This is a genomic window from Stenotrophomonas sp. 05N423 (assembly GCF_056397145.1).
This window is the reverse complement of the sequence record NZ_JBFTMV010000001.1, coordinates 134,880-152,832: the sequence shown is the minus strand read 5'-3', so window position 1 is coordinate 152,832 and position 17,953 is coordinate 134,880. Positions and strand designations below refer to the sequence as shown.

Genomic DNA, 17,953 nt, shown 5'->3' with positions numbered 1-17,953 from the left:
GACGCGACGGCTTACTGCGCCTTCGGGCGGACCTGCACATGCACTTCGGCCAGCTGCGCGTCGGCGATCGGCGACGGCGCATCGGTCATCAGGCACTGCGCGCCGGTGGTCTTCGGGAACGGGATGACGTCGCGGATCGACTCGGTGCCGGCCATCAGCGCGGCGATGCGGTCGATGCCGAAGGCGATGCCGCCGTGCGGCGGCGCGCCGTAGTTCAGCGCGTCCAGCAGGAAGCCGAACTTGGCGCGCGCCTCCTCGGCGTCGATGCCGAGCAGTTCGAACACCGCGCTCTGCATTTCCGGGCGATGGATGCGGATCGAGCCGCCGCCGATCTCGTTGCCGTTGAGCACCATGTCGTAGCCGCGCGACACCGCGGTCCTGGCATTGGCACGCAGATCGGCCACGTCGTCGACGGCCGGTGCGGTGAACGGATGGTGCAGGGCCACGTAGCGCTGCTCTTCCTCGTCCCATTCGAACATCGGGAAGTCGGTGACCCACAGCGGGCGCCAGCCGGCCGCGACCAGGCCGAAGTCCTTGCCGGCCTTCAGGCGCAGCGCGCCCATGAAGTCGGAGACCTTGTTGTAGCCGCCCGCACCGAAGAACACGATGTCGCCGTTGCCGGCACCGACGTGGGCGACCAGCGCGGCGAAAGCCTGCTCGCTGAAGAACTTCTGGATCGGCGAACTGACCGCACCGGCCTCGTCGATCTTGATGTAAGCCAGTCCCTTGGCGCCGTACTTGGCGGCGTGCGCGGCGTATTCGTCGATCTGCTTGCGCGACAGCGCTGCGCCACCGGGGATGCGCAGCGCGGCCACGCGGCCGTCGGCATCGTTGGCCGGGCCGGTGAATACGGCGAATTCGCTGTCCTTGACCAGCGCGGCCACGTCGACCAGCTCCAGCGCGATGCGCAGGTCCGGTTTGTCGGAACCGTAGCGGCGCATCGCCTCGGCCCAGGTCATGCGCGGGAACTGCGCGTCGAGCTCGACGTCGACCACTTCCTTGAAGATCGAGCGGATCATGTCCTCGACGAAATCCTGCACGTCGCGCTCGCGGACGAAGGCGAACTCCATGTCCAGCTGGGTGAATTCAAGCTGGCGGTCGGCGCGCAGGGCTTCATCGCGGAAGCAGCGCGCGATCTGGTAATAGCGGTCGAAGCCGGCCACCATCAGGATCTGCTTGAACAGCTGCGGGCTCTGCGGCAGGGCGTAGAACTCGCCCGGATGCATGCGCGCCGGCACCAGGAAGTCGCGCGCGCCTTCCGGGGTGGCCTTGGTCAGGATCGGGGTTTCGATGTCCTGGAAGCCGCGCGCATCCAGGTGGCGGCGCAGCGCCTGCACCAGCTTGATGCGGGTGCGCTGCATGCGCTGCATTTCCGGGCGGCGCAGGTCCAGGTAACGGTACTTCAGGCGGGTGTCTTCGCCCGGATTCTCATGGGCGTGGAACGGCAGCGGCGCGGCCTTGTTGAGCACGGTGATGGCGCTGGCGATCACCTCCACCCTGCCGGTGCGCATCTTGTCGTTGACCGCATGGCGCGCGCGCACGACGCCTTCGACCTGCAGCACGTCCTCGTAGCCCAGCGATGCGGCCACCGCGAACACCTCGGCGTTGTCGATCTCGACCGTCACCTGCACGATGCCTTCGTGATCGCGGAGATCGATGAAACAGACGCCGCCCTGGTTGCGGGCAACGTCGGTCCAGCCGGCGAGGGTCACGGTTTGGCCGATCAGGGTCTCGTCGACCAGGCCGCAGAAGTGGGTACGCATGGAAAGCTCCGCAGGGGGATACCAGCACGGGAGAGTGCCGGCGAGCCGGCTATTTTGCGGCCGGCCGGCGACCGGGGCAAATCCGCGGCGCAGTCACGCCCGCTTAAGCCGGCCCCCTCCTATAGTTCGCCCATCCAAACCTGAACAGGGACGCCGCCCATGAACCGCCTGCTTCTGCTCGCCGGACTTTCCGCTCTCCTGCCGGGCGCCTTCCTCGCCGCCGACGCCGCCGCGCAATCGCCCTATGGCAATGGCCCGGGCACGGTCGCCGCGGTGCGCTGCGAGAGCGTCAACAACCGCCAGCAGGTCTGCAATACCGGCTGGCGCGACGCCATCATCGTCCGCCAGCTGTCCAGCACCCGCTGCGTGGAGGGCCAGAACTGGGGCAGCCGCGACGGCACGGTGTGGGTCGGCAACGGCTGCCGCGCCGACTTCGGCCCCGGCCGTGGCGGCTGGAGCAACGGCGGCGGCAACGGCAGCTGGAACGACAACAACGGCACCATCCGCTGCGAGAGCAACGACAACCGCCGGCGCGTGTGCAACACCGGCTGGCGCGGCGCGGTACTCGTGCGCCAGCTGTCCAACACCCAGTGCATCGAAGGCCGCAACTGGGGCAGCAGCAACGGCTCGGTCTGGGTCGACAACGGCTGCCGCGCCGAGTTCGCCGAAGGCCGCGGCGGCAACTGGGGTGGTGGCAACGCCGGCGATGGCCAGACCATCCGCTGCGAGAGCAACGACAACCGCCAGCGCGTCTGCCGCACCGACTGGCGCCGCGCCACCCTGGTCCGCCAGCTGTCCAAGTCGCAGTGCGTCGAGGGCCGCAACTGGGGCAGCAGCAATGGCGCTGTGTGGGTCAGCGACGGCTGCCGCGCCGAGTTCGCCGAAGGCCGCGGTGGCGGCTGGGGCGGTGGCAACGGCAACTGGGGCGGCGGCTCCAGCTACAGCATCGAGTGCAGCAGCGACGACAACCGCATGCGCTCCTGCGCCTGGGAACGTCGCCAGGGCCGGCCGGTGCTGATCCAGCAGTTGTCCAAGACCCAGTGCGTGGAAGGCCGCAACTGGGGCTACAACGGCAACAGCCTGTGGGTGAACGGCGGCTGCCGCGCGCGCTTCGGCGCACGCTGAACCTTTCTCCTGCCGCTGGAAACGAAAGGGCGCCGGTCAGGCGCCCTTTTCCGTGGCGGCAGCGTCGGCGCCCCAGGGCGGCGGCGGTGCGGGGACGGGATGGGCCAGGTCGAACTCGACCTGGAACAAACGGCCGTCCGGGCGCGACAGCTCGTACAGGAAGCGCCGGCCCGGCTCCACTTCCATCGCCCAGGTGTTGCGGACCGAGCCGGCCATGCCCCCGCGCTCGAACATCGCCACGGACTCGGCATCCACCGGGAACTGCTGGCGCAGCGCAGTGCCCGCGTCCTGCGTGTCGCCGCCATAGAAGGTGACGTCATCCGGGCTGCCATCGGCATGGCGATGGTCGTGCTTCAGCCGCAGTTGATCGCCGATGCGGGTCAGCACCCAGGTCCGCGAACGGTCCTGCCCGACATGGAACGGCACCCGCAGTTCCTGCGCCGGCGCATCGCATCCACGCACGTGCATCACCAACGCCTTGCCCTCGAATGGATCGGGCGCGGTACCCGCAGGCCGATTGGTCACGACGCGGCCGGCGAAGGCCTGCCCGCAATGCTGCGCCAAGGCCGCCAGGAACCCGGCGGCGCCAGTATCGGCAGCGGTAGGAGCCGGTGCCGCCGTAGACATCACCGGAACGAAGAACAGCGGCAGGAGACCTGCGAGGAAAGAGCGCTTCATGCCCCGACCCTAGCCGCTGCCTGCCACCGCGACAAGCCGCGCAGGCGCATCGCCGCACCTCCTGCACGCGATGCAGCAGCGGGCTTTGGCCCGTTGCGCCGCCGTTTCCAGCAGCGCCGGGTAGTTGAAGCCGTCCTCGCCCATCACCTCGGCAGGCAGGCGCAGGGCGATACGCGGAGCACGGCTGTCCGCACGCTGCCGGCATCCGGTCGTCGCCATGGCGATGCGGTTTCGCTACGCAGCCGGACCGCGTCCAGGTACAAGGCCGCCGAGATACACGCAATGCCGATGGCAGGCCGCGCAGGTCATTGCCTGCCGGCCGGACCGGTCAACGCAGGTGGGCGCCGGCCAGTTCCCCGACCCGGCGCAGGATGGCACTGCGGCCGTCATCGTCCAGCACGGAACCCTGCAGATAGCTCGCCAGCACCCAAGGCGACCCGCCGCGCTGCGGCCACAGCACGGCGATGTCGTTGGTGGTGTCACGGCCGTTGCTGCCGGTCTTGTCGCCCACCCGCCAGTCCCTGGGCAGGCCGGCGCGCAGGCGCGCGTCGCCGGTCTCGTTGTCGACCAGCCAGTCGGCCAGTTGCCGCCGCGACGCCTCGTCCAGCGCGTCGCCAAGCACGAAACGCTGCAGGTTGCCGGCCATCGCCGCCGGGCTAGTGGTGTCGCGCGGGTCGTCCGGCGCGAAGCGGTTGGCCTCCGGCTCGTAGCGCGCGGTGACGGTGACCGCATCGCCCTGCGCGCGCAGGAAGGCGGTCAGCCCGGCGGGTTCGTCGACCAGCGGCAACAGCAGGTTGGCCGCGGCGTTGTCGCTGGCGATCATCGTCGCCCGGCACAGGTCGCGCACGGTCAGGTCCTTGCCGGCATGGCGCGCGGTGACCGGCGAGTTGCCGAGAAGGTCCGTCTCCCGCACCGGCACGCGCCGGTCCAGCGACAGCCGGCCCTGCCCTGCACGGTGCAGCACCGCGGCGGCGAGCAGGAACTTGAAGGTGCTGCACATCGGGAAGCGCTCGTCCATGCGCTGGCCGAAGCGCGCGCCACTGGCCGGATGCCACAGACAGACGCCCAGCCGGCCGCCGCTTTCGGCCTCCAGCGCGGCAAAACCCACGGCCGCGGGAGCGGGGGCCGCCGTGGCGGCGGCGCGGGCCAGCGCGGGCGCAGCGACCATGCCGGCAAGGGCGGCGCCACCGAAGGCGAGGAACTGGCGGCGGGCGATCATGTGGCTCTCCTTGGCTATCGGGTGGCGGCGAGTATGGGAAGCCGCGGCCAGCCTCCACCAGCACGAAAAACCATCGGAAGCCATTAGATTTATTGGCGGCAAAGATCAAATTTCCACCCTGTCATGCGGGAATAATGGGTTCACCCATCACCAGCCGTTATGACTCAGGCATGATCCGCCCCCAGCTTCCGCTCAACGCCCTGCGCGCCTTCGAGGCGGCCGCGCGCCACCTCAACTTCACCCGCGCGGCGCTGGAGCTGTGCGTCAGCCAGGCCGCGCTGAGCCACCAGATCCGTACGCTGGAAGACCGCCTGCAGGTGACGCTGTTCCATCGCCTGCCGCGCGGCGTGGCGCTCACCGACGAGGGCGCGGCGCTGCATCCTGTGCTCACCGATGCCTTCGACCGCATCGCCATCGCCCTGGACCGTTTCACCGGCGGCCGTTTCCGCGAGGTATTGACGGTGGGCGTGGTCGGCACCTTCGCCACCGGTTGGCTGCTGCCGAGGCTGGGCGATTTCGAGGCCGCGCACCCCGATATCGAACTGCGCCTGCAGACCCACAACAACCGCATCGACCTGGCCGGCGAGGGGCTGGACCTGGCGATCCGCTTCGGCAACGGCGACTGGCAGGGCCAGGACTGCACGCCGATCGTCGACGCGCCGTTCGCGCCGGTGTGCGCGCCGTCGCTGGCGCGCCGCCTGCGGCAGCCGCGCGACCTGGCCGGCGTGCCGCTGCTGCGCTCCTACCGCAACGACGAATGGCCGCGCTGGCTGCAGGCTGCCGGCGTGACCGGTGCGGAAGCGCGCGGCCCGGTGTTCGATTCCTCGCTGGCGCTGGCCAGCGCCGCCGCCGCGGGCGCCGGCGTGGCGCTGCTGCCGCTGCGCATGTTCGAGCAGGACCTGGCCGACGGCCGCCTGCTGCAACCCTTCGCGCAGACCCTGACGCTGGGCCGTTACTGGCTCACGCGGCTGCGCTCGCGCCACGAGCGCGAACCACTGCGGCGCTTCCGCCTGTGGCTGCTGGCGCAGGGGGCGCAGTAAGCGCGGGGGCTTGCCCCGCACGGGGCGTTGTCGGGAAAGCTTCCATGCGGGGGCAAGCCCCGCATCCAGGGGCGCGCGGCCTATGCGTCGAGCAGTTCCATCCACGCCGCTTCGGCCTGCTCCAGCTGCTGCGCGAGCACATCGCGCTCGCCGCCGAGCCTGCCCATCTTCGCCGCATCGGCGTAGTTCGCCGGGTCGGCCAGCTGGCGGTCGATGTCGGCCAGTGCCGTGCCCAGCTGTTCGACCTTCTTCTCCGCCGCTTCCAGCTTGTGCGGGTTGACCGGCTTCTTCGCCACGGCCGGCTTGTCCGCCACCGGTGCGGGTGCCGGTTCCGGCGCCTTGGCCCCCTTGTCGGCACGGTCGGCCTTGCTGCGCGCGCCCTGTGCGCTGGCGCGGGTGCGCAACCAGGCGGCGTATTCGTCCAGATCGCCGGCGAACGGCTCGACCACGCCGTCGGCAACGCGCCAGAAGGTATCGCAGACCAGGCCGACCAGGTGGCGATCATGCGACACCATCACGATGGCGCCCTCAAACAAGGCCAGCGCTTCGGCCAGGGCCTCGCGCATTTCCAGGTCCAGGTGGTTGGTCGGTTCGTCGAGCAGCAGCACGTTGGGCTGCTGCCAGGCGATCAGCGCCAGCGCCAGGCGCGCACGCTCGCCGCCGGAGAAACCATCCACGGTCTCGAACGCGCGGTCACCCGGGAAATTCCACTTGCCAAGGAAATCGCGGAACGACTGGTTCACGCCATCCGGCGAAATTTCGCGGAAGTGGTCCATCGGCGTCATGCCGGCATGCAGCGACTCCACCGTGTGCTGGGCGAAGTAACCAATCTGCAGGTCCGGATGCGCCATGCGGTCACCACCGAGCAAGGGCAGGTCGCCGACCAGTGATTTCACCAGCGTGGTTTTACCCGCACCGTTCGGACCAAGCAGGCCGACACGCTGGCCGGCTTCCAGGCCGAAGCCGACATTGCCCAGGATCACCGCGTCCGGGCCGTAACCGGCGGTGACGTCGTTGAGGCGGATCAGTGAGAACGGCAGCTTGGCCGGCGGCGAGAACTCGATGCGGAACTCGCGCTCGGCGCGCACCGCCTCGGTGCCGGCCATCTTGGCCAGGCGCTTGATCCGGCTCTGCGCCTGGGTGGCCTTGCTGGCCTGCGCCTTGAAGCGGTCGATGAAGCTCTGCAGGTGGGCGCGCTCGGCCTGCTCCTTCTCGTGCGCGATCTGCTGCTGGCGCAGGTGCTCGGCACGCTGCCGTTCGAAATCGGTATAGCCGCCGGGGTACAGCTTTGCGGTGCCGCCATGCAGGTGCAGGGTGTGGGTGGCGACGTTGTCCAGGAACTCGCGGTCATGGCTGATCAGCAGCAGCGTGCCGGGATATTTGAGCAGCCACTGCTCCAGCCAGTAGACCGCGTCCAGATCAAGGTGGTTGGTCGGTTCGTCCAGCAGCAGCAGGTCGCTGGGCATCATCAGCGCACGCGCCAGGTTCAGACGCGCGCGCCAGCCACCGGAAAACGCCGCCACCGGGCGGCTGTGGGTATCGGCCGGGAAGCCCAGTCCATGCAGCAGCTTGCCGGCGCGGGCTTCGGCGTCATAGGCGCCCAGCTCGGCCATCTTCTGATGGGCGTTGGCGACCGCTTCCCAGTCTTCGCGTTCAGCCGCGGCCGCTTCTTCGGCCAGCACCGCGGCCACCACGTCGTCGCCGCCGAGCACGAAGTCGATGGCGCGGTCCGGCAGCGCCGGGGTTTCCTGGGCCACGTCGGCGATGCGGATCTTGCCGGGCAGCGACACGTCCCCCTTGTCGGCTTCCAGCTCGCCGCGCACGGCGGCAAACAGGCTGGACTTGCCGGCGCCGTTGCGCCCCACCACGCCCACGCGGTAGCCCGCGTGCAGGGTGAGGTCGACGTTGGACAACAACAGGCGCTCGCCCCGGCGCAGGGCGAAATTACGAAGGGAAATCATGAGGGGGTCCGTTATAACGAAAAGGAATGTGCACACAAGCAACATTCCTGCGACGCGATTCTAGCGTTAACGAATACTTGACTCACGCCTTCCCGCGCACGGATTCCGCACCGGGACACCCTTTCCCAACCCCTGTCCGCACCGCGCATGCCGGTCGAAATGCTTTCAAAAGCAACGATATAGGCAGGCCGATGGGCATTTGACACCACGTAAAAATTCCATTAATCCATGATGGCGCACCGCACCACCCCTCCGTGACAGGCCTGACCTGTCCGCCGGTGCCGCCCATTCATACCGGAGCTGCAATCTGATGAACCGCAAGTCCAGTACGCTCGCCGTTGCCGTCGCCATCGCCCTCGGCCTCCCGGTTGCCCCCGCCTTCGCCCAGTCCGGCGCGCAGACGCTCGACACCGTGATCGTCACCGGCACCCGCGTTGCCGACCGCACCGTGGCCGAATCGCAATCGCCCATCGACATCATCACCCCGGAGGCCCTGCAGGCCACCGGCTCGACCGAACTGGCCACCGCGCTGTCGCGCGCCCTGCCCTCACTCAACTTCCCGCGTCCGGCCCTGACCGACGGCACCAGCGGCGTGCGCCCGGCGCAGCTGCGCGGCCTGTCGCCGGACCAGGTGCTGATCCTGATCAATGGCAAGCGCCGCCATCTGTCCGGCCAGCTCAACGTCAACGGCAGCATGGGCCGCGGCTCGTCGGCGGTGGATCTGAACACCATCCCGGTGGCCGCGATCGAGCGCGTGGAAGTGCTGCGCGACGGCGCGTCCGCCCAGTACGGCTCGGACGCCATCGCCGGCGTGGTCAACATCGTGCTCAAGGGCGCCGGCAACGGCGGCAGCCTGGCGCTGGACCTGGGCCAGTACTCGGCCGGCGACGGCAAGCAGTACCAGCTCTCCGGCGACACCGGCGTCAGCTTCGCCGACGGCCGCGGCACGGTGCATTTCGCCGGCCAGCTCTCGCACCAGGACCGCACCAACCGCGCCGGCCCGTTCAATGCCTACGGCCTGCCGGGCAATCCGACGCCGAACACCGGCAACTATCCGGGCGTGGGCGTGAAGGCGTTCGTGGTCGGCGATCCCGAAGTGGATACCCGCGCCGTGTCGGCCAACGCCGGTTTCGATTTCAGCGACAACCTGCACGGCTACGCCACCGCCATCGCCAGCAACCGCGACATCACCTCGTTCGCGTTCTACCGCTCGAAGAACCACAACGCGGCGACCTCGCTGCTCTATCCCGATGGTTTCGTGCCGGAGATCAACCAGTACCTGAAGGACCGCTCGCTGGTGGCCGGCCTGAAGGGCAGCACCGAAGGCGGCTTCAACTGGGACGTGAGCTACAACTACGGCTACAGCCGCATCGACTTCGCCACCCGCAACACGATGAACTACACGCTGGGCGCCAACAGCCCGACCAGCTTCCACGACGGCGCGCTGGAGTACACGCAGAACATCGTCAACGCCGATTTCTCGCAGGCGCTGGACTGGGGCCTGGCCTACCCGGTGACGCTGTCCTTCGGCGGCGAATACCGCCAGGAGAAGTGGAACCAGTCGCCGGGCGAGCCCGACTCCTACCTCGGCAGCGGCGCGCAGGGCTTCGGCGGCTTCACCCCGATCAACGCGGTGCATGCCGACCGCCACAACTACGCGTTCTACGCCGGCCTTGAAGCCGACCTCACCGACAAGCTGTCCGCCGGCGCCACCGCGCGCTACGAGGACTATTCGGACTTCGGCAGCAAGACCTCGGGCAAGCTCTCGGCCCGCTATGCGTTCACCGACAAGGTGGCGCTGCGCGCCACCGTCTCCAACGGGTTCCGCGCACCGTCGCTGGCGCAGCAGAGCTACCAGGTCATCACCAGCAATTACTCCAACGGCGTGTTCGTCGAATCGGGCACCTTCCCGGCGACCAGCGTCGTGGCGCAGGCGCTGGGTTCCAAGCCGCTGCAGGCGGAAACCTCCACCTCCTACAGCCTGGGTCTGGTGCTGCAGCCGGCCGAGCGCCTGTACCTGACCGTCGATGCGTTCCAGATCGACATCGACGACCGCATCCTGCTGTCCTCCACCATCAACACCAACCCGGCCACCAACGCGCTGCTGAACTCGCTGGGCATCAACAACGTCACCGCCTTCCGCTACTTCAACAACTCCGCCGACACCCGCACCCGCGGCGTCGACGTGGTGGGCAGCTACAACATCCCGCTGGCCGCCAGCGCCCTGGACCTGACCGCCAGCTACAGCTACAACAAGACCGAAGTGAAGCGGCTGGCGCCCTCGCCGGGCGTGCTGACCAGCCTGGGCCTGACCACGCCGCTGGTGGCGCGCGACGAGATCGGCCGTCTGGAAGACGCCTTTCCGCGCGACAAGGCCATCCTCGGCGGCACCTGGACCTCGGACCAGTGGACGCTGGGCCTGAACGCCACCCGCTACGGCAGGTTCACCGTGCGCCAGACCAACCCCGCGCTGGACCAGGGCTACGACCCGCAGTGGGTGCTGGACGTGTCGGCCAGCTTCAAGCCGAGCGCGCAGTGGACGCTGACCCTGGGTGCGGACAACGTGCTGGATTCGCACCCGGACAAGGTCAATCCGGCGTTCACCGGCGTCAACGCCTGGGGCCAGATGCCGTACAGCAACTACGCGCCGGCCGGCTTCAACGGCGCCTATGTCTACGGCCGCGTCGGCTACAAGTGGTAAGCCGCGCCTAGCCCGCTGGACGTATCGACGAATGCCCCGGGAAACCGGGGCATTCTTTTTCCGCGCGACGTTCCCGCATTCCGTGCGGCGTTTTCTTGTCTGCACGGGCAGCCCCCGTAGAATCGTTCCATCCCCCACGCCTGCGAGTCCCGATGCACCATGACACCGCCCTGATCAACATGATCGCCATCGGCCTGGGCCTGGCCTTCGTGCTTGGCGCCCTGGCCAACCGGCTGCGGCTGTCGCCGCTGGTGGGCTATCTGGTCGCGGGGGTGGTGGTCGGGCCGTTCACGCCGGGCTTCGTCGCCGACCAGGCGCTGGCCAACCAGCTGGCCGAGATCGGCGTGATGCTGCTGATGTTCGGCGTCGGCCTGCACTTCTCGCTCAAGGACCTTATGGCGGTGAAGGCCATCGCCATTCCCGGCGCCATCGGCCAGATCGCCGTGGCCACGGTACTGGGCTGGGGCGTGGCCACGCTGATGGGCTGGCCGCCGCTGCACGGCGTGATCTTCGGCTTCTCGCTGGCCACCGCCTCGACCGTGGTGCTGCTGCGGGCAATGGAGGAACGGCGCCTGCTGGAGACCACGCGCGGCAAGATCGCGGTCGGCTGGCTGATCGTGGAGGACCTGGCCTGCGTGCTGGCGCTGGTGATGATGCCGGTGATCGCCGGCGTGTTCGGCCCCGACGCGCAGGGCCAGAACCACAGCGTCGGCAGCGTGCTGGCGTCCATCGGCTGGACCTTCGTGCAGCTGGGCCTGTTCGTCGCGGTGATGCTGGTGGTCGGGCGCCGGGTGATCCCATGGATCCTGGAGCGCATCGCCGGCACCGGTTCGCGCGAGCTGTTCACCCTGTGCGTGCTGGCCATCGCCCTGGGCGTGGCGTTCGGCGCGGCCGCGCTGTTCGGCGTGTCGTTCGCGCTGGGCGCGTTCTTCGCCGGCATGATGCTCAACGAATCGGAACTGAGCCACAAGGCCGCGCACGATTCGCTGCCGCTGCGCGACGCGTTCGCGGTGCTGTTCTTCGTCTCGGTCGGCATGCTGTTCGACCCGATGATCATGGTCGAGCACCCATGGCAGGTACTGGCGACGGTGGCGATCATCATGTTCGGCAAGTCGGCCGCGGCGTTCGTCATCGTGCGCGCCTTCGGCCATTCCAAGGCCACGGCGCTGACCATTTCCGCATCGCTGGCGCAGATCGGCGAGTTCGCCTTCATCATCGCCGGGCTCGGCGTGGCGCTGAAGATCCTTCCCGCCACCGGGCAGTCGCTGGTGCTGGCCGGCGCGCTGGTGTCGATCATGCTCAACCCGCTGGTGTTCGGCCTGCTCGACCGCTGGCAGGCGCGGCACAAGGACGCGCTGCCGGTGCCGGAGACGCCGGACATTCCGCCCGGCCCGTCGCTGGACCTGCACGACCATGCCATCGTCATCGGCTACGGCCGCGTCGGCAGCACCCTGGCGCAGGTACTGCGCGACCGCGGCGTGCCGGTGCTGGTGATCGACGACAACCGCGACCACGTCGAACGCGCGCATGCCGCCGGCATCCCCGGCATCCGCGGCAGCGCCGCTGCCGACAAGGTGCTGGCCGAAGCGCATCCCGAGCGCGCCAGCATCGCCATCCTGGCCATTCCGCAGCCGCTGGAAGCCGGCGAGGCGCTGGCCAAGCTGCGCGCCATCAATCCCCACCTGACCCTGCTGGCGCGCGCGCACAGCGATGCCGAGGTGAAGCACCTGCTCGAACACGGCGCCGACGGCACGGTGATGGCCGAGCGCGAACTGGCGCACTCGCTGGCGGAAATGGTGATGGCCACGCCGCCGTACCGCGCGATGCGGGCGGGCGCCGCCGCCAGCTGAGGGAACCGCGCTGGCGGGGCTGCTCAGGCCCCGGCATCGGCAGCGCCGGGGATGCGCTCCAGATAGCCGCCAAGCAGATCGATCGCCTGGCGGACCTTGGCCGGCTGGGTCTGCCGGTGCGGCGTCACCGCCCATACCGGCAACGCCGGGACATCCCATTCGGGCAGCAGCCGCAGCAGCCGGCCGTCGGCCAGCAGCGGCATCACGTCCAGGCAGGTCAGCACGGCCACGCCCAGTCCCGACTCGCACAGCTGGCGTACCGCCGGCTGGTTGTGGCTGACCAGGCGCGGGTGCGCCGGCACCAACCGCTCCTGCCCGGACGCCCGGTGACGCCACGCCAACCCCGGCACCTGCGCCAGGCCCAGCCATTCGCCGGCTGGCACCTGCAGCGGATCGGCCGGTTCGCCATGCCGTTGCAGCCAATCGGGCGAAGCGCAGGGCCAGCGCTGCAGGGCGCCCAGCGGCTGTGCCATCCAGTCGCTGTCCGGCAGCCGGCCGAAGCGCAGCGCCAGGTCGATGCGTGCCTGTACCAGGTCGGTCCAGCCGTCCTCGAAATGCAGGTGCAGGCGCAGCTGCGGGTGATCGCGCAGCCACGACCCCAGCGCTGGCCCGATGTGGTCGGCCATGCCCAATGGCGCGGACAGGCGCAGCTCGCCGCTGGGCGCATGGCGCGCGGCAGACAGCTCGGCCTCGGCCTCGCCCGCCGCATCCAGCAGGCGTGCGCAGGCCGCGTAGTAGCGGCTGCCCACGTCGGTCAGCGACAGCTGCCGGGTCGAACGGTGCAGCAGCGCCACGCCGGCCTCGCGCTCCAGCGCGCGCACCTGCTGGCTGACCGCCGAGGTGCTCATGCCCAGCGCGCGCGCCGCCGCGCTCATGGAGCCGTGCTGGACCACCTGCGCGAACAGCGCCATGCGCCTGAAATTCTCCATCGCCCCTCCTGTCGGCCGGCCATCGTGAAGCCTGGCTTCAAGGTGATTGTGGCCCCCGGAGACTGCCGCCGTCACCGGGCCGGGAGGACACTGGCGGCCTCCCATCCATGCGAGGAATCGCCATGAACGTCGCCCTGATCGGCGCCACCGGTTTCGTCGGTCGCGCCCTGCTCGAAGAACTGCTGGCCCGCGGCCACCAGGTCACCGCCCTGGCCCGCCATCCGGAAAAGCTCGCCGCGCGCGACCGCCTGCGCGTGGTCCGCGCCGACGTGCAGGACGCCGCGCAGGTGCAGGCCGCGGTGGCCGGCAGCGACGCGGTGCTCAGCGCCTACAACGCCGGCTGGGACAACCCGGACATCTACCACGACTTCATGCAGGGCTCGCGCGCGATCGTGGCCGGCATCAGGGCCGCCGGCGTGAAGCGCTACCTGGTGGTCGGCGGCGCCGGCAGCCTGTACACCGCCGATGGCGTGCAACTGGTGGATACGCCGGAGTTCCCGCCCGCCTTTCACGATGGCGCCCGTGCCGCGCGCGACGCGCTGGAAGACCTGAAGCGCGAATCGGCGCTGGACTGGACCTTCCTCAGCCCGCCGGTCGCCTTCCATGCCGGCGGCCCGGTCGAGCGCACCGGCCATTACCGTACCGGCAGCGACACGCCGCTGATGGCCGCCGACGGCCCCGGCACGATCAGCCCGGCCGACCTGGCAGTGGCCATGGTCGATGAACTGGAGCAGCCGCGGCATCCGCGCCAGCGCTTCACCATCGCCTGGTGAAGCGCCGCGTGCTGGCGCAGTACGCTCAGGCCTGCGCCAGCGCCTGCTCCAGGTCGGCCAGCAGATCGTCGATGTGCTCGATGCCGACCGACAGGCGCACCGTGTCCAGCGTCACGCCCGCCTTCTCCAGCTCGGCCTCGTCGAGCTGGCGATGGGTGGTCGACGCCGGGTGCGTGGCCAGCGATTTGGCGTCGCCCAGGTTCACCAGCCGCGTGAACAGCTGCAGCGCATCGAGGAAACGCGCACCGGCCTCGCGGCCGCCGGGCAGGCCGAAGGTCAGCACGCCCGAGCCCTGCCCGCGCAGGTACTTCCGCACCAGCGCGTGCTCGGGGTGGTCGGGCAGCGCCGCATAGTTCACCCAGGCCACCTTGGCGTGCTGCTGCAGGTAGGTCGCCACCGCCAGCGTGTTGCTGTTGATCCGGTCCATGCGCAGCGCCAGGGTTTCGATGCCCTGCAGGATCTGGAAGGCGTTGAACGGAGAGATCGCCGCGCCGGTGTTGCGCAGCGGCACGACGCGCGCGCGGCCGATGTAGGCGGCCGGTCCCAGCGCCTCGGTATAGACCACGCCGTGATAGCTCACGTCGGGCGTGTTGAGGCGCGGGAAGCGCTGCTTGTGCTCGCCCCAGGGGAAACGCCCGGAATCGACGATCGCCCCGCCGAGGCTGGTGCCATGCCCGCCCAGGTACTTGGTCAGCGAGTGCACCACGATGTCGGCGCCGAAATCGAACGGGCGCAGCAGGTAGGGCGTGGCCACGGTGTTGTCGACGATCACCGGCACGCCATGCGCGTGCGCGATCGCGGCGATGGCCTCGATGTCGGTGATGTTGCCGCGCGGGTTGCCGATGGATTCGACGAACACCGCCTTGGTGCGCTCGTCGATCAGCGCGGCGAAGGCCTGCGGATCGCGGTAATCGGCGAAGCGGGTCTGGATGCCGAACTGCGGCAGCGTATGCGCGAACAGGTTGTAGGTGCCGCCGTACAGCGCGCTGGACGCAAGGATGTTGTCGCCGGCCTCGGCGATGGTCTGGATCGCATAGGTCACCGCCGCCTGCCCCGAGGCCAGCGCCAGCGCGCCGATGCCGCCTTCCAGCGTGGCGATGCGCTGCTCCAGCACATCGGTGGTGGGGTTCATGATGCGGGTGTAGATGTTGCCCTGCACCTTCAGGTCGAACAGATCGGCGCCGTGCTGGGTGTCGTCGAAGGCATAGGCCACCGTCTGGTAGATCGGCACCGCCACCGCGCGGGTGGTCGGGTCGGGACGGTAGCCGCCGTGCACGGCGATGGTTTCGGGTTTCCAGTTCGGCTGGGACATCGCGGCATCCACTCGTGAGGGGCTGCTGACCATAGCCCAGACCGTCCACGGCAAGGCCGTTGGTTGCCCCGGTTACTTATGCCTGTCCGCCATCAGCCCATGCCATGGACGATGGACGCGCAGCCGTCATCGCCTCAGGCGGAACTGGCCCGCGGCCGCGCCGCGCCCGCGGTTTCCGCGCCCGGCTCGCCGTCGCCATCGGCGCGCGTCCAGCGCAGCCCTTCCAGCAGCGGCATCGGCCTGGCGTAGTGGTAGCCCTGCCCCCAGTGCACGCCCAGCTTGCGCAGGCAGGCGGCGGTGTCCTCGTCCTCGACATACTCGGCCACCACTTCCGCGCCGCAGGCGCGCGCCACCGCCACCGAGGCCTGCACCATCGCGTAGTCGCGGTGTTCGCGGGTGATGTTGCGCACGAACGAACCATCGATCTTGATGATGTCCACCGGCAGTTCCTTGAGCCGCGCAAAGCTCTGCATGCCCACGCCGAAATCGTCGATGGCGATGCGGCAGCCGCGGCCGCGCAGCTCGTCCAGCAGCCGTCCCGCCTGTTCGGCGCTGAAGACGGCCACGGTTTCCGTGATCTCGAAGCAGAGCCGCGAGTGCGGCAGCGGCGCCTGTTCCAGCAGTTCCAGCAGGCGCACGCGGAAGCTCTCCGACGCCAGGCTCTGTCCGGTCAGGTTCACCGAGATGTGTGCGCAGCCCGCCGCCAGTTCCGGCGCCTGCCGCAGTTGCGCGAACAGTTCGGTCACCACTGCGAGGTCCAGCTCGGGTCCGCGCCGCGCCGCCTCGACGGCAGGCAGGAACCGGTCCGGCCGCAGCAGGGCGCCCTGCTCATCACACAACCGACACAGCACTTCGCCGACCGCTCCCCCCTCCTGCCGGCGCTCGACCAGCGGCAGCACCGGCTGGAAGAACAGCACCAGTCCGCCGGGACGACGCAGGTGCGCCAATGCCGCACTGGCCCCATGCAAGCGCTCCTGCGCCTGCTGCAGCGTGGCGCGCTCGGCATTGGCGAACAGCGGCTCGACCTCGTTGCTCGCGCGCGCCTCGAAGGCGAGGCTGGAGGCCAGCATCAGCGCGCCATCCAGATCCAGCCCGGTATCGCCGCCGAAGCGTGCCACGCCCAGGTAAGGCAACAGGCGCACATTCTGCCCTTCCACAAGAAAACCCGGCTGTTCGATGCCGCGCAGCAGGCAGGCCCAATCGATCCGCCCCCCGCATTCGGCAAGCAGCGCGAACTGCCCGCTGCCCAGGTAACAGCAGTTCACGTTGTGGGCCTCCAGCCGCGCGGCCACCTCGGTCATCACCGCCGACTGCGCGCCCAGCCCATAGCCGACCGCCAACGTGTCGGTCTGGTCCAGCAACAGGCAAGCCAGACCGCAGGCTTCCGGCCGCTGCTCGGCCTGTCGCCGCAACGCACGCAGGTTCGGCAGGCCGGTCAACGAATCGTGCTGCGCCTGCTCATCCAAGCGCTGTGCCATATCCTCGCGGTCGCGATTGGCCAACAGGTAGTAGAACAGCACCATCAGCACGATGCCCAGTTCCAGCCCCAGATGCAGCAGGTTGAGGAAACCCAGCGGCGCATGGCTCAACGTGGCGGTGTCGCCCAGGCGCGACACCATCAGCAGCAGCAGGCCGGCCAGCAATGGCATCGCCACCACCAGGCGCATGTACAACATGCACCAGGCCACTACCGCGAGTGCGGCAATGCGGTAATCGCTCAATACCAACCCGCTGGGGGGCAATGTGCCGAACTCCGCCTGTACGCGCCGGCTCAGCAGGACGCTCGACGCCAATCCCACGCCCATCAGCAACGGCCACAACGGCCAGCGCCCGCTGCGTCGGACCAACGGCGGGCGATGTCGCTCGCTCCAGGCTACGACCAGCGGCAGGGTGAGCGTGGCTGCACCGAAATACTTGGCGAACAGGGTCTGGATCAAGCCTCCCAGTTGACCAGCGGCGCCATAGGGAAGACCGTACAGCAAACCCAGCAACGCAGACCCGGCAGGATAGGCCAGCAATCCGATCAGGGCGAAACGCGGCAGATCGCTGCGCAGCACCACGCTCTGCTCCGGCGATCGCGGCCAGCCCATGGCGCGGACGCACAGCAACGTCCACACGAGACCACCCGCGGAAATCACCAGGCCGATGCCGATCTGTACCGGCGTGTAGGAAAAAACCAGCGCGCGCGCCATCCAGCCCAGGGTGACCAGCAGGTAACACCCCGGCAGCACCCAGCGGTCGCGTTCGAGCATGGCGATGGCCAGCAGCAAGCCGGCATGCAGGTGCACCAGCGAGGCCTTGGAGACATCGCCCCACAGTTCCAGCTGGTAAGGAACGGCTACCTGCTGCAGCAACAGGCACGCCATGCCGTACAGCAGGATTTTGCCATGCCGGGTCATTGCCCAATGACGCATGCTCCCCCCTGCCCGTACCTGACTGCCGGCACGGGACGTGGAGGCATCCTGACACAAAAATGCGGCGGTAGTCGCCCCGTTCATGCGCCGGCGCACTGGACGTCCGACCGATGCCGTCCATGACGGCAATCAGCCAATATGATGCCTTCCCGATGCCGGTGTCAGCTCACCTGTCCCGCTTCCGTCGC

Annotated in this window: 13 protein-coding genes; 5 read left to right on the top strand and 8 right to left on the bottom strand. The window is 69.1% G+C overall.

Going from position 1 to position 17,953, the window contains the following annotated elements; all coding sequences use genetic code 11:
• Positions 1–11 precede the first annotated feature (11 nt).
• Positions 12–1,763 carry an aspartate--tRNA ligase gene (gene aspS, locus AC1DGW_RS00715; protein WP_478018732.1) on the bottom strand — a complete coding sequence of 584 codons (1,752 nt, stop codon included), beginning with the start codon at positions 1,761–1,763 and terminating at the stop codon, positions 12–14.
• A 159-nt stretch (positions 1,764–1,922) separates the two neighbouring features.
• On the opposite strand from aspS, the gene AC1DGW_RS00710 reads away from it, so the two are divergent.
• On the top strand, positions 1,923–2,888 hold the full coding sequence (locus AC1DGW_RS00710) for a DUF3011 domain-containing protein (RefSeq protein ID WP_478018731.1): 966 nt from the start codon (positions 1,923–1,925) through the stop codon (positions 2,886–2,888).
• A gap of 36 nt (positions 2,889–2,924) precedes the next feature.
• Here the strand turns inward: AC1DGW_RS00710 and AC1DGW_RS00705 are convergent, their stop codons facing one another.
• From AC1DGW_RS00705 to blaCESS, 3 genes are all read right to left on the bottom strand, one after another.
• On the bottom strand, positions 2,925–3,515 hold the full coding sequence (locus AC1DGW_RS00705) for a hypothetical protein (RefSeq protein ID WP_478019581.1): 591 nt from the start codon (positions 3,513–3,515) through the stop codon (positions 2,925–2,927).
• Between the two features lie 60 nt (positions 3,516–3,575).
• The gene (locus tag AC1DGW_RS00700) at positions 3,576–3,785 is read right to left on the bottom strand and encodes a hypothetical protein (RefSeq protein WP_478018730.1); all 210 of its coding nucleotides are present in this window, start codon (positions 3,783–3,785) and stop codon (positions 3,576–3,578) included.
• A 109-nt stretch (positions 3,786–3,894) separates the two neighbouring features.
• On the bottom strand, positions 3,895–4,785 hold the full coding sequence (gene blaCESS / locus AC1DGW_RS00695; RefSeq protein ID WP_478018729.1) for a CESS family extended-spectrum class A beta-lactamase: 891 nt from the start codon (positions 4,783–4,785) through the stop codon (positions 3,895–3,897).
• A gap of 170 nt (positions 4,786–4,955) precedes the next feature.
• Between blaCESS and AC1DGW_RS00690 the strand changes: the two genes are divergently transcribed.
• Positions 4,956–5,825 carry a LysR substrate-binding domain-containing protein gene (locus AC1DGW_RS00690; protein ID WP_478018728.1) on the top strand — a complete coding sequence of 290 codons (870 nt, stop codon included), beginning with the start codon at positions 4,956–4,958 and terminating at the stop codon, positions 5,823–5,825.
• Positions 5,826–5,905: 80 nt separating this feature from the next.
• On the opposite strand, the gene AC1DGW_RS00685 is transcribed toward AC1DGW_RS00690, so the two are convergent.
• Entirely contained in the window at positions 5,906–7,786 is a 1,881-nt protein-coding gene (locus AC1DGW_RS00685; RefSeq protein WP_478018727.1) for an ABC-F family ATP-binding cassette domain-containing protein, read from the bottom strand.
• Between the two features lie 310 nt (positions 7,787–8,096).
• On the opposite strand from AC1DGW_RS00685, the gene AC1DGW_RS00680 reads away from it, so the two are divergent.
• Both AC1DGW_RS00680 and ybaL read left to right on the top strand, forming a co-directional pair.
• Positions 8,097–10,487, top strand: a complete 2,391-nt coding sequence (locus AC1DGW_RS00680) for a TonB-dependent receptor plug domain-containing protein (RefSeq protein ID WP_478018726.1) — start codon at positions 8,097–8,099, stop codon at positions 10,485–10,487.
• Positions 10,488–10,639: 152 nt separating this feature from the next.
• On the top strand, positions 10,640–12,337 hold the full coding sequence (ybaL, locus tag AC1DGW_RS00675; RefSeq protein WP_478018725.1) for a YbaL family putative K(+) efflux transporter: 1,698 nt from the start codon (positions 10,640–10,642) through the stop codon (positions 12,335–12,337).
• A 23-nt stretch (positions 12,338–12,360) separates the two neighbouring features.
• On the opposite strand, the gene AC1DGW_RS00670 is transcribed toward ybaL, so the two are convergent.
• The gene (locus AC1DGW_RS00670; RefSeq protein WP_478018724.1) at positions 12,361–13,266 is read right to left on the bottom strand and encodes a LysR family transcriptional regulator; all 906 of its coding nucleotides are present in this window, start codon (positions 13,264–13,266) and stop codon (positions 12,361–12,363) included.
• A 122-nt stretch (positions 13,267–13,388) separates the two neighbouring features.
• On the opposite strand from AC1DGW_RS00670, the gene AC1DGW_RS00665 reads away from it, so the two are divergent.
• Positions 13,389–14,039 (top strand): NAD(P)-dependent oxidoreductase, encoded by a 651-nt coding sequence (locus tag AC1DGW_RS00665; protein ID WP_478018723.1) that lies wholly within the window; start codon positions 13,389–13,391, stop codon positions 14,037–14,039.
• Positions 14,040–14,064: 25 nt separating this feature from the next.
• Here the strand turns inward: AC1DGW_RS00665 and AC1DGW_RS00660 are convergent, their stop codons facing one another.
• Entirely contained in the window at positions 14,065–15,351 is a 1,287-nt protein-coding gene (locus AC1DGW_RS00660; RefSeq protein ID WP_478018722.1) for an O-acetylhomoserine aminocarboxypropyltransferase/cysteine synthase family protein, read from the bottom strand.
• Between the two features lie 134 nt (positions 15,352–15,485).
• Complete coding sequence (locus AC1DGW_RS00655; protein WP_478018720.1) at positions 15,486–17,765, bottom strand: EAL domain-containing protein; 2,280 nt, start codon at positions 17,763–17,765, stop codon at positions 15,486–15,488.
• Positions 17,766–17,953: the final 188 nt, after the last annotated feature.